This is a genomic window from Dokdonella immobilis, assembly GCF_900115085.1.
Taxonomy (GTDB): Bacteria; Pseudomonadota; Gammaproteobacteria; order Xanthomonadales; family Rhodanobacteraceae; genus Dokdonella; species Dokdonella immobilis.
This window is the reverse complement of sequence record NZ_FOVF01000016.1, coordinates 53,400-67,795: the sequence shown is the minus strand read 5'-3', so window position 1 is coordinate 67,795 and position 14,396 is coordinate 53,400. Positions and strand designations below refer to the sequence as shown.

Genomic DNA, 14,396 nt, shown 5'->3' with positions numbered 1-14,396 from the left:
TGGCGGCTGCGCTCAGCGACGACCGCCGCGAGCCGGACGCGCGCTGGCGAGGCCGACGCGCAGGGTACCGCCATCCTGGAAACTGCCGTCGAGGCCGGCAATCGCCGCCCGCGCCTCGTGTCCTTCCATGGCCAGTTCCGCAAAGCCCTTGCACTCGTTCTTGAACGGGTCCATCGCCATCTTCAGCTTGTGCACGCGGCCGAACTTTCCAAACAGATCATTCAGCGACGTTTCGGTCATGCTGCGCGGCAATCCACGCACGTTCAATGTGATCATCTTGATTCCTCGCAGGTGACGAAAGCAGATACGTGGTTGCTGTATCCGAAAAAACAACGGGGCCGCGACGCGAGCGTCGCGACCCCGACCTGTGCGTGCGAGCGATCTGAATCAGACGGCGGTGACGTCCTCGGCCTGCAGGCCCTTCTGGCCCTGCACAACCGTGAAACTCACATTCTGTCCTTCCTGCAGGGTCTTGAACCCCGTTCCATTGATGGCGCGGAAATGCACGAACACATCCGGGCCGTTTTCACGGCTGATGAAACCAAACCCCTTGCTTTCATTGAACCACTTGACGGTGCCGACTTGACGATCCGACATGAATGTCTCCACTGCTTAGTTACGCCCAATACCCCTAAAGGGCTTCCAACCACACACTGCAGATGCAGATCGTGAGCGGCCGGGCGATGCGGTGGATCATTGGATCTTCGCAGCATCGGTCCACGGCGTCGTGACCGTGCAAATACAGCGGAAATGAGTCTACCCGATGTTTCTGAACGATGCGACAGGGCGGCATCTCAGGAAAATCAATGGGATACAGCGTATAGCTCGATTCCGCATGCGGCGAATTTGCCGAAATTCCGCCGCAGATAGGGGCGCCGGCAAGGCAACAATCCGCTATCGGTAATTCGGATGGCAGCGCACTCGCCGCCTGGCCACCAGCGTGGACCCTGGAGAATCAGGCCGGACTGTCGACCGTGAAGCTCTCGCCACACCCGCATTCGCCGGTGGCGTTCGGGTTGCGGAACACGAACGAAGCGTTGAGTCCGTGGCGCTTGAAATCGATCTCGGTGCCCTCGACGTACGGCAAGGCCTCGGCGTCGACGAGGACGCGGATGCCGTCCTGATCGAACACCTGGTCGTTTTCAGCAACGGCTCTGGCCAGATCCACGGTGTAGGCATAGCCCGAGCAGCCGGTCTTCCTGATGCCAAAGCGCACACCCACAGCGTCCGGGTTCCTGGCGAGGAACGCGTGCATGCGGTTGAGGGCGGCTTCGGTCAACTGGATTGGCATGGGGTCTGGGAGCGGGATTCGGGATTCGATGTGGCTAGTCTAGCATCCGGCACAGACTGCATATCGGGATCCGAAGCCCGGAAAACAAGCTGGATACGCCAACTGCCGGGGGCGTTCCGTTATCATGCGCGGTTTCCAGCGCTGCGCCCGAACCGGGCAAACCACGATTTCCGGAGCACGTCACGCATGTCCGTCGTCAGTGTCAAACACGCCTTGAGCGGCGCCCTGCCCGCTGGTACTCCCGTCAGCGTCCGCGGCTGGGTGCGTACCCGTCGCGATTCCAAGGCCGGTTTGTCCTTCATCAATCTGAGTGATGGCTCCTGCTTCGATCCGATCCAGGTGGTCGCGCCCGATACGCTGGTGAATTATGCGGACGAAGTGTTGCGCCTGTCGGCCGGCTGTTCCCTGATCGCCAGCGGCGAGCTGGTCGCCTCGCAAGGCAAGGGCCAGGGCTTCGAACTGCAGGCAAAGTCGATTGAGGTAGTCGGCTGGGTCGAGGATCCGGAAACCTATCCGATCCAGCCCAAGCCGCATTCGCTCGAATTCCTGCGCGAGGTCGCCCACCTGCGCCCGCGCACGAACCTGTTCGGTGCGATCACGCGCGTGCGCCACACGCTGGCTTCGGCCATCCATCGCTACTTCGACCAGAACGGCTATTGCTGGGTCAACACGCCGATCATCACGACCTCGGACGCCGAAGGCGCCGGCCAGATGTTCCGCGTTTCCACCCTCGACCTGATGAACCTGCCGCGCACCGACAAGGGCGCGATCGACATGCGCAAGGACTTCTTCGGCAAGGACGCGTTCCTGACCGTGTCGGGCCAGCTCAATGTGGAAGGCTATTGCCTGGCCCTGAGCAAGGTCTACACCTTCGGCCCGACTTTCCGTGCCGAAAACTCGAACACCGCCCGTCATCTGGCCGAGTTCTGGATGATCGAACCCGAGATCGCCTTCGCCGACCTCGACGAGAACGCGCGCGTCGCCGAAGACCTGCTCAAGTTCGTCTTCAAGACCGTCCTCGTGGAGCGCCCGGACGACATGGCCTTCTTCGCCGAGCGCGTCGAGAAGACCGCCGTCTCGCGACTCGAGGGCTTCATCAACGCGCCGTTCGAGCGCATCGACTACACCGACGCGGTCGAAATCCTCAAGAAGTCGGGCAAGAAGTTCGAGTTCCCGGTCGAATGGGGCGTCGACCTGCAGACCGAGCACGAGCGCTACCTGGTCGAGGAGCACGTCGGCCGCCCTGTCGTCGTCACCAACTACCCGGAAAAGATCAAGGCGTTCTACATGCGCCTCAACGACGACAGGCGCACGGTCGCGGCCATGGACGTGCTCGCCCCGGGCATCGGCGAGATCATCGGTGGCGCGCAGCGCGAGGAGCGTCTCGACGTGCTCGACGCGCGCATGCAGCAGTTCGGCCTCGATCCGGCCCACTACAACTGGTACCGCGATTTCCGCCGCTACGGCACCGTGCCGCACGCCGGCTTCGGCCTCGGCTTCGAACGCCTGGTCGTCTATGTCTGCGGCCTCGCCAACATCCGCGACGCGATTCCGTATCCGCGCGTCCCGGGCCACGCGGAGTTCTGATGCACGTCGCCCGCGAGTTCATGCTGCTGCTCGGCCTCGGCTTCTTCGTCGCTGGCCTGACCACCTACCTAATGACCTGGATCCTGGTCGTCGTGCACCTGCGCGATCATCATCCGGCCGAACGCGAACGCCTCGGCGGCTTCATGTTCAGTCCGCAAGCCTTCGGCTGGTACCTCGCGCGTCGCTACCGCGCACTGCACGACAAGTCCCTGACCGGCCTCGCCCGCCTCGGCGCGATCGGCGCCTGGTCGATCGTGATCGGCGGGCTCGCCGCGATCGCCTCGAAAGCCCTCGGCTGACCCAGCAATGACGACCCACGATCACGACGAACCCGATATCGACGAAGCCCGGCAGCATGAATGGTGGGTCACCATCATCGGCGACACCCTGGTCTGGGCACGCCTGACCGTCCTCGATTCCGGCATCGCCGAAATCTTCGACTCGAGTGGCGAACGCCCGCGCTACGACGACGAGCAACACGCCCGCATGGCCCTGCTCGATGCCGAGTTCCGCGCCTTCGACGGCCTCGACGAAGAAGACGCCGCGATGATGGGCTTCGACCTCGAATCGGTCGAACCCCCGCGCGCCGAAGACGAAGAAGAGTTGCTCTCGCTGATGGTGCAGAAGCTCGCCCGCATCCAGTGATGATCCCTTCTCCCATCGGGAGAAGGTGCCCGGAGGGCGGATGAGGGTCCATCGAAGCCTCAGAACGCAATCCCCTGCCCGTCTCCTCCGGGAGAAGGCGGCGCGAAGCGCCGGATGAGGGTTCATCGAAGCCTCGAGCCAGACGGCTTCCCCGAACCCTCACCCTGCCCTCTCCCGGAGGGAGAGGGTTTTCACGACACGCACCGTTCGGAATGGCACTATTCACCCTTCCGAATTCCGAACGCAAATTCTTTCCTTCTCCCGCTGGCGGGAGAAGGTCCCGAAGGGGGATGAGGGAAGGCTTTTGGCGCTCCCGCCATCCACAAGAACGAGGCACCAACAATGAATCTCGACCTCACCGGAAAACACGCCCTCGTCTGCGGCGCCTCCCAGGGCATCGGCCGCGCCACCGCGCATGAACTCGCCGCGCTCGGCGCCGACGTCACCCTGCTCGCCCGCTCCGCCGACGCCCTCGAAAAAGTCCTCGCCGAATTGCCGCGCATCCACAGTGCGCAAAAGCACGGCTATGTCGCCACCGACATGAACGATCACTCGGCGCTTCGCGCCCAGGTCGAAGCGCTCGCCAACAACGGCGCCGTCAACATCCTCGTCAACAACACCGGAGGTCCGCCCGGCGGTTCGGCCCACACGGCTTCGCTCGATGACTTCCGTATCGCCTTCAACCAGCACCTGATGGCCGCCCAGATCATCCTGCAGGCGATCCTGCCCGGCATGCAGGGCAGCGGCTACGGCCGCATCGTCAATGTGATCTCGACGTCGGTGAAGGAGCCGATCCGCAACCTCGGCGTCTCCAATACGATTCGCGGCGCCATGGCGAGCTGGTCGAAAACCCTGGCCACCGAACTCGGCCCCTCCGGCATCACTGTCAACAACGTTCTGCCCGGCTATACCCGGACCCAGCGCCTCGACCAGATCCTGGCCGATCGCGCCAGGGCCACCGGCAATACCGAGGAAAAGATCGCCGAAGGCATGCTCGCCACCGTACCCCTGCGCCGCTTCGCCGAGGCCAGCGAAATCGCCGGCGTCATCGCCTTCCTCGCCTCACCGGTTGCAGGATACGTCAATGGCATCAATGTACCGGTCGATGGTGGACGCACGCTGTCGCTTTGATGGTCGAGGGCTCGAAGCACACTGCAATGCTTCGCATTGAACTTGCAGGCGATCCCTGCGTTGAGATTCACCTGCTGGTGCATTTGCAAGCGGAACTGCGGTGTTCCAATTGGCAGCTCTCCGGAGTTGCCCGAAATTGGACAGCTCTCTTCCGCCTTTTCAGTGGCTGAGGAATTGAGCGGGCCCGAGCACCCGTCAACTCAGGCGAATCTCGCCACTCTGAATTCCGCTCTTCCGGTTCTGGCGCGGCGCAGTCGCAGCGTTTTAACCTGACTCAGGTCCGATCAAGCGCAGAGGGCGATACGATGATGCCGTTGGTATCGGCATAGAGCCATTCGCCCGGCAGGAAGGTGACGCCGGCGAATGTGACCGGCAGGTCGACATCGCCGAGGCCGCGTTTTTCAGTCTTCATCGGATGGCTGGCGAGGGCCTGCACGCCGATATCGAGGCTCGCGAGGATCTGCACGTCGCGCAGACAGCCGTTGATCAGGATGCCTTCCCAGCCGTTGGCGACTGCCTGGCTGGCGAGTTGGTCGCCGAGCAGGGCGCGGCGCAGTGACCCGCCTCCATCGACGATCAGCACCTTGCCCTTGCCCGGCGCGCCGACGAGCTCCTTGACCTTCGAATTGTCTTCGAAGCACTTGACCGTGACGATCTGGCCACCGAAGAAGTTGCGGCCGCCGTAGCAGCGGAAGATCGGATCGGCGACGCGCACGCGGTCGGGAAAGGCATCGCAAAGGTCCGGGGTGGTCATGCTCATTCAGGTGCTCCATTGGGTCTGACGGAATGATTGGGATTCGGCCAGGGCGCTGCCAGGTCTTCAACATTCCTGAACGACTTGTGTGCGCTGCTGCGGCGCGACGGCTTGCCTGCAGCGTTCGGACAGGCACATTATGAGTCCCCTGCCCTTTGAATGGTGACGACATGCTCAATCGACGCCAGTTCCTCGGTACAGCCATCGCCGCCGCTGCGGCCGGCATGATCGACCCTTCACTCGGCGTGGCGACCACTCCCGCACCTGCCATGAAAGAGTTCACTGCGACCCGGGCGATTCCTTCGAGCGGCGAGCGCGTGCCGGTCATTGGCCTGGGTACTTCAGGCAGCTTCGAAATCGGTACCGGTGCGGAAGAGCGTGATCCGCGGCGCGAGGTGTTGCGGCGGTTTTTCGCTGCCGGCGCATCGCTCATCGACACCTCGCCTTCCTACAGCACGGCAGAAGTCGTCATCGGTGACCTGCTGGCCGAACTGAAGATGCGCGACAAGGCGTTTCTTGCGACCAAGCTGTCTGGCGTGGTCGGGCGCGACGCCGGACTTGCCCAGTTCGAGGCCTCGCTCAAGCGCCTGCAGACCGATCATGTCGACTTGCTCCAGGTGCACAACCTCGGCGACTGGAAGACCCAGCTGGCCCTGGCCCGCGAACTCAAGGCCGAGGGCAAGGTGCGCTATGTTGGCCTGACCCACTATCTCGATCGCGCGCAGGACGAACTTGCCAATGCGGTCGCCGAGTCGAAGCCGGACTTCCTGCAGATCAACTATTCGGTGACGCACCGGGATGCCGAAAAGCGCGTCTTCCCGATGGCCCGCGATCTCGGCGTCGCCGTGCTGGCCAATCGCAATTTCGATGACGGCAATCTGTTTGCACGGGTCAAGGGCAAGGAGCTACCGGGCTGGGCCGCCGACGTGGGTGCGACTTCGTGGGCGCAGTTGTTCCTGCGCTTCGCCCTCAGTGACCCGGCAGTGACCGCGGTCATTCCGGCGACCGGCAAGCCGGATCGCGAGTCGGACAACCTCAAGGCCGGCGTTGCCACAATGCTCGATGCGTCGCAGCGCGCTTCGCTGATTGCTGCGATAGAAAATGGCTGATGGGTGATCGTTGATGCGCAAGGTGGAATGCAGTGTTGTACAGGTTTGGAGTACCCAGCTCATCCGCCCTGCGGGCACCTGAACTCGCACCTTCCAGGGTGCTCGCCCTCCGGGCAGCATACGCTGCGCAAAACGGCAGTCCTGCCGTTTGGTCTGCCGCCAGCGGGAGAAGGAGAAGAAGTGTTGGTCTGGCGCGAAAGGCGGGGGGGACTCGCGGCGAGGCTGCGATGTGGAATGCCTCTCCCGCGGGCGGGAGAGGCTGCCGACAGGCTGGTGAGGGTGGTTGGGCGGAGCGGGATCGTCACGGGCGACGGAATCAGAAGCCCACCCTCATCCCCCTTCGGGACCTTCTCCCGCCAGCGGGAGAAGGAAAGAGAGTGATGGTCTCTCGCCAGCGGGAGAAGAAAGAAGACGGAGATGCTGCCATCGGGAATACTTTCCCGCCTGCGACAGCAGGAAGAGCGACGATGTCGCGGCATGGTGTCCCTCGCACGCTGATGGAGACAGTTGCGTTTTGCGGCGCTGATTACCGATCGACGGCAAATCGACAAGGAGTCCGATCATGGCGGCATTGCTCGTGCTTTTCGTGCATGGCTGGAGCGTCACCAATACCGACACCTATGGCGGGTTGCCGGCGCGCCTGAAGGCCGAGGCCGCGCGCAACGGCGGACCCAAGCTCGATGTCCAGCATCTGTATCTTGGCCAGTACATCAGCTTTCGCGATGAAGTGCGGTTGCCGGATATTTCACGCGGCTTCGAGGCGGCCCTGGACAAGGTGCTCGCCGCGGCCGGCGCCGGGCGGCGCTTCGTCTGCATCACGCATTCGACCGGCGGCCCGGTGATCCGCGATTGGTTCGATCGGACCTATGTGCAGACCAAGCGCCTGGCCGAGTGTCCGATGAGCCACCTGATCATGCTGGCTCCGGCCAATTTCGGTTCGGCCCTGGCCCAGCTCGGCAAGTCGCGCCTGGCTGCGATCAAGAGCTGGTTCAATGGCGTCGAGCCCGGCCAGGGCGTGCTCGACTGGCTCGAACTCGGTAGTCCGGAATCCTGCGAACTCAACCTGAGGTGGATCGACGACTATCCGCGCCTGAAACTGCTCGAGTCGACGACGCCACTGTTCCAGTTCGTGCTGAGCGGGGATGCGATCGACCGCAAGCTTTACGACTTCGTCAACCCGTACACCGGCGAAATCGGTTCCGATGGCGTGGTCCGGCTCGCCGCGGCCAACCTCAACGCCACGCATATCGTGCTCGAACAGCCCGCGCTGATCGAGGGCGAAGCGCTGCCCTCGGCGCGCAAGCGCCTGCGTTCGCTGACAAAGGTGTCATCGAAACGCTCGGCGCGGACCGCCTTCAAGATCGTGCCGGGCAAGGCCCATTCGGGCGAAGCCATGGGCATCATGCGCGGCGTGCGCAACGACGAGGCCACGGACGCGACGGTCGATGCGATCCTGCGCTGCCTTGGGACTGCGGACGCTGCGGGCTACGCAAGGCTGTGCACCGAGTTCGACAGCGAGAACAGCGCCCATCAGGACGTCGCCAACCGGCTCGAAGTCGAACACGTGCCGGTGCTGCCGGATCGCGAATACATCCACGACCCTCACGCGATGGTGATCTTTCGCCTGCTCGATTCACGCGGCATCGGAGCGCCCGATGTCAAGGTGCTGCTGACCGCCGGGCCGAACCACGATCCCAACCAGTTGCCCGAAAACTTCCTGGCCGATCGCCAGTTCAACAAGCGCTCGGGCAATCTCAGCTTCTTCCTCAACCACGCGACCCTGACCGGCTGCGCGGCGATTCCTGGCCCAAAGCCCGGCGAGATCGCACGAAAGGCGCTGGTGCCAAGGCCGCCCTACGGCTTGCGCATCGTGCCGCGCGATGGCGATCACTATGTCGAATACTGGACGGCGGAACTCGAAGCCGATGTCGCCAACCTGCTGCCGCTGATCGCGCCGAACGAAACGACGATCATCGATATCCGGATGAACCGGATCGTCCGCGAAGGCGTCTACCGCATGACCCAGCAGTTGAGTCCGCGCAGTTTCAAGGATGCCGAACTCGGAGGTGCGCTTTGATCCGTTGCTGCTGCGCGTCCACAGGAAGCCACCGTGACTGATCGGCTTTCGCGCGATGCGGGTACTGGCCGGCCTGCCAGGATCACGCCGACATGATCGAAACTCCGGAGGGATGACCATGGCATTCACCGCCATCCAGCCGACAGGTCGCCTGGCCGCACATGTGGCCATGATCTGGGATTGTTCGCTGGAGACCCTGCCGTTCGGTCTCGAACGCATCCTGCCGAAGGCGGGCGCTTCCCTGATCATCAATCTGGCCGAGGATGAGACACGCAGCTATCGCCATGATGGAGCCTGGCGCTGCCAGCGTCGGTCCGGCTCGGTATTGGTGGGTCCTGGCACCCGTCATTTCATCATCGATACGGCCGAGCAATGCGATGTTGCCGGTGTCGAGTTCCATCCCGGCGGCGCACGCGCCTTTTTCCGCGATCCGCTCGACCGTCTGCGCGACGTCGACACGGATCTCGACGACCTCGGCGCAACGGCACCCCGTCGCCTGCGCGAGCGCATGCTGGAGTCCGGTTCCGCGCAAGGCCGCATCGCCCTGTTGCAGGAATGGCTGCTCGACCGATTTGAGGAAGCGGCGCTGCCGGGCCTGGTCACGCATGCCCTCACTGGGCTGCAGCAGGTCCCGCGCATGCACAGCGTTTCAGCGCTGGCCAGCTACACCGGGGTATCCGTTCGCCGCCTCAGTTCGCTGTTCCGTGAAAATGTCGGAGTGAGTCCGAAGCGCTTTCTGCGCCTGCAGCGTTTCGCCGAGGTGATCGCCTCGACGCATGCGCGAGGAGACATCAACTGGAGCGCAGTCGCGGCCGACTGTGGATTCCACGATCAATCCCATCTCGTCCATGAGTTTCGCGAATTTTCGGGTATCGCGCCCGGTACCTGGCTATCGACCGTGGGGGCGTACCCGCGGCATGTTCCGATCGACACGGTCCTGCCGTCCATCTAAGCGCACCCGCGTTGCCGAAATCTACAATCCGCCGAAATGCGGCTCGTGGATACTGAGGGCTCCCGGATTTTCCGATACTCGCCACTGCCAGGAGATTGCCATGCCCGCTCACGCCATGAACACCGTCTGCACCATCATCCCTGCCCTGCGCTATCGCGACGCGCCGGCCGCCATCGAATGGCTGTGCAAGGCCTTCGGCTTCGAAAAGCACGGCGTCTATGCGGATGATACCGGCGGCATCGCCCATGCCCAGCTCACCTTCGGCAACGGCATGATCATGCTCAGCACGGCCAACGACAGCGAATGGGGCCGGCGCATGGCCCAGCCCGACCAGATCGGCGGACGCGAAACGCAGTGCCCCTGTGTCATCGTCAGCGACCCGGACGCGCACCACGCAATGGCTGTCGCCGCCGGGGCAACGATCATCGACCCGCTCAAGGACAACGACTACGGCGGCCGCGGCTACAGTTGCCGCGACCCCGAAGGCCACCTGTGGTGGTTCGGCAGCTACGATCCGTGGAAGGAAACAGCGGGCTGAGCAGCCACCGTCGAAGCCACGCGCACCAGGCTAGTCGCCGACCACGGCGATGCATTCGACTTCGACGCGGGCGCCCAAGGCCAGCCCGCTGCCGGCAAAGGCGCTGCGCGCCGGAAAGCGCCCGTCGAAGAAGCCGCGATAGACCTCGTTGAAGGCCGGCCACTCCTTGATGTCGGCCAGCATCACCGTGCACTTGACGATATCGGCCATCGAATGGCCATGCTCGGCGAGCAGGTCCTTGATGTTCTGCATGGCCTGGCGCGCCTCGGGTCCCACACCACCCGCGGCGAGCTTGCCGGTGGCCGGATCGATGCCGATCTGGCCGGACAGGTACAGCGTGTGGTCGACCTGCACCGCCTGCGAAAACGGATAGCCCGCCGCCTTGGCCTGGTCGGAATTGATGAATTCGACCTTGGGCTTGCCAGCGGCCTGGGCCAGCAAAGGCAGACACAACGCGGCGCTGATCAGGACATTTCGAAGCAGAGGATTCATGCGATTCTCCTGGCTGGATTGAAAACGGCGAGCCGCGTGCGGCGAGCGCGTAGCGGACTCATTCTTTCGCCCTTCCTGAATCTGACACCGTAGCCGATTCTTCAGGATCCGTCGCTGCGGCAGTGCCCTTCCCGATTGCGGAAAGCCCGTGCAGGTGCACATCGCGTTGCGGAAACGGAATCTCGATGCCGGCCTCCCTGAAGGCCTTGTCGATGGCCAGATGCAGATTGTTCACGGTCGACAGACGATGCTCGATGCGGCCGACGAACACGCGCAGCTCGAGATCCAGCGCACTGTCGCCGAAGCCGAGGAACAGCACGACCGGCGCTGGCGACTCCACGACCTGTTCATTGGCCTCGGCGACATCGAGCATCAGCTGCTGGGCACGGGCGACGTCGCTGCCGTAGGCGACCCCGACCTTGATCACGAGCCGGGTGATCTGGCTGGTCAGCGACCAGTTCTTGACCGTGCCGGTGATGAACGCCTTGTTCGGGACGAGTACTTCGAAGTTGTCCGGATCGGTGATCGTGATCGCGCGGATCTTTATCCTGGAGACCGTGCCGACCGTGTCGCCAATAGTGATCAGGTCGCCGACGCGGACCGGTCGTTCGAACAGGATGATGATACCCGATACGAAGTTGGCGACGATTTCCTGCAGGCCGAAACCGAGTCCGACACCGAGCGCGGCGATGATCCACTGCAGCTTGGACCAGTCCGCGCCGATATGACTGAAGGCGAACACGAGGCCGATCGCGAGAATGCCGTAGCGCGTGATCGTGACGTAGGCATAGCGCGTGCCGGCATCGATATCGAAGCGGTGCAGCACGACCACCTCGAGGAAACCGGGCAGGTTGCGCGCGGCGAAGAAGGTGAGCCCGAGCAGGACCACGCTCAGCAGCACATGTCCCAGGGTGATCGCGCCGACCACCTGGCCCGATGCGGTCGTGGTCACGCTCGACCAGAGCACGATGTCGTTGAAGATGCCGAGGGCTGGAATCAGGCCGCTCCAGATTCCCCACAGCAACAACACGAGCAGCACGATGCCGGCTGCGCGCAACAGTCCACGTGTCTGCTGGCTGACCGTGACCACATCGATGTCAGGATCATCCGGCAGTACCGGCGCACCTTCACCGCCGGTGTCCGCGGCGGCATCGGCCAGCGCTTCTTCCCGCTGCTTGATCCGGCGCGATTCGGCCTGCCGGTAGGCCGCCTGGCGGCCCGCCACGACGACTCCGCGCATGGCGATCTGGAACGCGATGACGATGGCCAGCAACACCCAGCCCGAGGTGATCATGCGGGCCTGCAGTTCGCCGGCACTGACCGAATAGCCGGCCATGGCGATGCCGGCCAGGATCAAGGGCGTCGCGACCAGGGCCCAGTACCAGAAATGCCGGGTCCGCCAGAGCAGACTGTTGCGGTCGAGGCTGGTCGTCATGGCGCCACCGCTGGGCCGGAACACGCGATGGGTGAAGACCGCCAGGGCCAGCGAAATGATCAGGACGCCGAGGCGCCCGAGTCCGTCGTTGAGGACCGGATCGCCACTGGTGTGTGCCACGCCGCTCAGCCCGACCGCGGGCACGAGCGCCAGGCTCACCACCCACAAGGCCTTGCCGAGGCGTCGCACCGCACGGGCATCCCAGCGGAAGTGGGCGATGAAGAGCCCGTGTTTCCGGCACATGTTGCGAAACAGGCCGAGAATGAACAGCACGATACCGATATTGATCAGCCCGGAACCCACCGCGCTGGCAAACGAGTTGGGATTGAACGGCTGGACGAACAGCAGGCCGGCACTGGCGAAGGCGAGCGGAACCGGAATGGCCAGCAGGATCGTGACCAGGAGCGTGCCGAGGGTCAGGCCGAAGCGGTCCGATCGGGTTCCAACCGGCTGCGCCAGCCATGCCAGACGATCGAGCAGGCGCCTGCGCAGGAACAGCAGGACCAACACCCCCATGCCCAGCATGATCGGCCTGACCGGCCGGCTCGACCACGACTCGCGCAGTGCCGGCCACAGCGTGGCGAGATTGCCGGCGGCCACGAGCTTGCCGAAGCCGGCCACGACCTGTTGTGCCCAGGCCTTGCCAATCGGTGTCGAACTCGGCAACCACAACAGACGCTGGTCGAGCATCGAACGCAGCTGGTTGCTGCGCTGCTGCAGCTCCGTCTCGAGCTGGTTCAGTTCGTCGAGTGCCTCGACCTGTCGTCCCTGGATCGCGCGCAGATCGGTCAATGCGTCGCGTCGCTGCCCGAGCAGCGCCCGGGTGGCGGCAATGACCTCGGGCGACTCGGCCAGGTCATGGGTGGCCAGGAATCGACTGACCGCCTCCGCGCCGGTACCGGCCTGGGCCAGTTGCTGCTCGCTGCGAAAGCGATCCACGCGCGCATCGATGATCGCACTCCTGCGCTCGGCGATGCGACGCTCCAGCGACGCCTGTCCCGGCAGCTTCTTGGCCACCTCACGCAGCAGGCGGCCGCATTCCTCGTCGATCCGTCCGAAGGCGAGGATCTGATCGGCGCTCTTGCGTGAGGTCGCGACTTCCTCGAGTTGCCCATAGAGCCGATCCTTGGTCGACCACAGCTTGCGCAGCTCGTTTGCAATCTCGAACATCGACTGGCGCAGCGCCCGATTTTCGTTGGCCAGTGCCATGACCGCCTCGGGCTTGCCGGCCATCTCGCGAACCACGGCGTCGGCGCGCTCGAGTTTGCTGTGCACCTCCTCCTGTTCACGCGCATCCATGCGCCGGCCGAGCTCGGACATGTCGGCCATGACGATGTCGAGCTCACGTCCGAGCAGACGTTGCTGCGCCGAGGCGATCGACTCGCGCGTCGGCAGGCTGAGGATTTCCTGTTCGGTCTTCTCGATGCGTGCCGAGAAGTCCTGGCGCACGGCATCGTCCTTGATCTGGTTCGAATCGACCAGCAATTGCGAGGCGTCGACTGGTAGCGGATCAGATCGCTTTTCGAGTTGCGCGCGAAGCTCGGACAGCTCCTGGCGCGCCTCGAGCTCGCGCGAGGCCATCGACCGCAGGGACTCGTCGAGCGCACGACGTTGCGTGCGCAAGGACACTGCCTTGATCTGCAGCGCGGCCATGCGCAGCGGTGCGGTAGCCGGATCGGTATCGTTCGCCTGCGCGCGAGGTCCGGATTCCTGCGGCCTGGCCAGTTCGGACTGCAGTTCAGCGATTTTTTCCGGTGCCTGCTTGAGCGCTTCGGCGTATTCGCCAGCCAGCTTGCGGGCCGCCTGCGCACTCTCGAGGCGAGCCAGCGCGGTCTGCAGGTTTTCGAGGGTCAATTGCTTGTCGCCAGCGACGATGTCGGTCCGCGTCTGCAAGGTGTCGATGCGGGCACGTATCGAATCCGCATCGAGGCCATTGGCGGTTGCGGCCCCCTCGGGAACCTGTGCATGGACTGACGGAAGCCCCAACAGCAGGGCGGTGCACATGCCAAGCGCCCGCCAGCGGAGCACCGTTGCAGCGACTGATCCCAATGAACGCCTCGCAGGTCGAAGGGCCACCACCGATTATGGGCGCTGGCCCTCGACAAGGCCATGCATGCGATCCCCGCGCAAGCCATGGATGCCTATTCCGCCCCGCGATCCACGACAGCGCGCTGCTGCTTGCGCAAACCTTGATCACGCCGAAAACAGCGCGCAGCCATTGTCAGAACCTGTCGCAGGTGCACCCGCATCGTGATGCATTCGGACGGACGGCGCAGTGATGCCGTGGCCAGCCATCAATCGGGGCTTGGCCCCGTTCTTGCTTCGCGCAGACGCCGGGCCCGGGCGATCTCGCGTGACCTTGATGAACGGTCGCCGAGCGTCCTG

The 14,396-nt window shown here is 64.0% G+C and carries 14 protein-coding genes; 8 read left to right on the top strand and 6 right to left on the bottom strand.

Annotation, left to right across the window (positions count from 1 at the left end; genetic code table 11):
• Window positions 1-12: 12 nt before the first annotated feature.
• From BM125_RS11845 to BM125_RS11835, 3 genes are all read right to left on the bottom strand, one after another.
• On the bottom strand, window positions 13-276 hold the full coding sequence (locus tag BM125_RS11845) for an RNA recognition motif domain-containing protein (RefSeq protein WP_092408209.1): 264 nt from the start codon (window positions 274-276) through the stop codon (window positions 13-15).
• 111 nt (window positions 277-387) lie between these two features.
• Window positions 388-597 carry a cold-shock protein gene (locus BM125_RS11840; protein ID WP_092408207.1) on the bottom strand — a complete coding sequence of 70 codons (210 nt, stop codon included), beginning with the start codon at window positions 595-597 and terminating at the stop codon, window positions 388-390.
• 358 nt (window positions 598-955) lie between these two features.
• Window positions 956-1,291 (bottom strand): HesB/IscA family protein, encoded by a 336-nt coding sequence (locus BM125_RS11835; protein ID WP_092408205.1) that lies wholly within the window; start codon window positions 1,289-1,291, stop codon window positions 956-958.
• Window positions 1,292-1,477: 186 nt separating this feature from the next.
• Between BM125_RS11835 and asnS the strand changes: the two genes are divergently transcribed.
• The 4 genes from asnS to BM125_RS11815 all read left to right on the top strand — a co-directional run bounded on the left by asnS (window position 1,478) and on the right by BM125_RS11815 (window position 4,654).
• Window positions 1,478-2,878, top strand: a complete 1,401-nt coding sequence (gene asnS / locus BM125_RS11830) for an asparagine--tRNA ligase (RefSeq protein WP_092408203.1) — start codon at window positions 1,478-1,480, stop codon at window positions 2,876-2,878.
• A complete protein-coding gene (locus tag BM125_RS11825) occupies window positions 2,878-3,177 on the top strand; it encodes a hypothetical protein (RefSeq protein WP_092408201.1) in 300 nt (99 codons plus the stop codon). The genes asnS and BM125_RS11825 overlap by 1 nt, the downstream gene beginning before the upstream one ends.
• A 7-nt stretch (window positions 3,178-3,184) precedes the next feature.
• Complete coding sequence (locus tag BM125_RS11820; RefSeq protein ID WP_092408199.1) at window positions 3,185-3,523, top strand: hypothetical protein; 339 nt, start codon at window positions 3,185-3,187, stop codon at window positions 3,521-3,523.
• A gap of 342 nt (window positions 3,524-3,865) precedes the next feature.
• Window positions 3,866-4,654, top strand: coding sequence for an SDR family oxidoreductase (locus BM125_RS11815; protein WP_092408197.1), 789 nt, complete (start codon window positions 3,866-3,868; stop codon window positions 4,652-4,654).
• Window positions 4,655-4,928: 274 nt separating this feature from the next.
• Here the strand turns inward: BM125_RS11815 and rraA are convergent, their stop codons facing one another.
• On the bottom strand, window positions 4,929-5,414 hold the full coding sequence (gene rraA / locus BM125_RS11810) for a ribonuclease E activity regulator RraA (RefSeq protein ID WP_092408195.1): 486 nt from the start codon (window positions 5,412-5,414) through the stop codon (window positions 4,929-4,931).
• A gap of 164 nt (window positions 5,415-5,578) precedes the next feature.
• Between rraA and BM125_RS11805 the strand changes: the two genes are divergently transcribed.
• From BM125_RS11805 to BM125_RS11790, 4 genes are all read left to right on the top strand, one after another.
• Window positions 5,579-6,517 (top strand): aldo/keto reductase, encoded by a 939-nt coding sequence (locus tag BM125_RS11805; RefSeq protein ID WP_092408193.1) that lies wholly within the window; start codon window positions 5,579-5,581, stop codon window positions 6,515-6,517.
• A 562-nt stretch (window positions 6,518-7,079) separates the two neighbouring features.
• A complete protein-coding gene (locus BM125_RS11800) occupies window positions 7,080-8,594 on the top strand; it encodes an esterase/lipase family protein (RefSeq protein WP_092408191.1) in 1,515 nt (504 codons plus the stop codon).
• 118 nt (window positions 8,595-8,712) lie between these two features.
• Entirely contained in the window at window positions 8,713-9,546 is an 834-nt protein-coding gene (locus tag BM125_RS11795; protein WP_175498049.1) for a helix-turn-helix domain-containing protein, read from the top strand.
• Between the two features lie 100 nt (window positions 9,547-9,646).
• Window positions 9,647-10,084, top strand: coding sequence for a VOC family protein (locus BM125_RS11790; protein WP_092408187.1), 438 nt, complete (start codon window positions 9,647-9,649; stop codon window positions 10,082-10,084).
• Window positions 10,085-10,114: 30 nt separating this feature from the next.
• On the opposite strand, the gene BM125_RS11785 is transcribed toward BM125_RS11790, so the two are convergent.
• Together BM125_RS11785 and BM125_RS11780 are read right to left on the bottom strand one after the other, a co-directional pair.
• Window positions 10,115-10,576, bottom strand: coding sequence for a Rid family detoxifying hydrolase (locus tag BM125_RS11785; RefSeq protein ID WP_092408185.1), 462 nt, complete (start codon window positions 10,574-10,576; stop codon window positions 10,115-10,117).
• A 58-nt stretch (window positions 10,577-10,634) separates the two neighbouring features.
• Window positions 10,635-14,015: a mechanosensitive ion channel domain-containing protein gene (locus tag BM125_RS11780; RefSeq protein ID WP_092408183.1), complete on the bottom strand. Its 3,381-nt coding sequence runs from the start codon at window positions 14,013-14,015 to the stop codon at window positions 10,635-10,637.
• Between the last annotated feature and the right edge of the window lie 381 nt (window positions 14,016-14,396).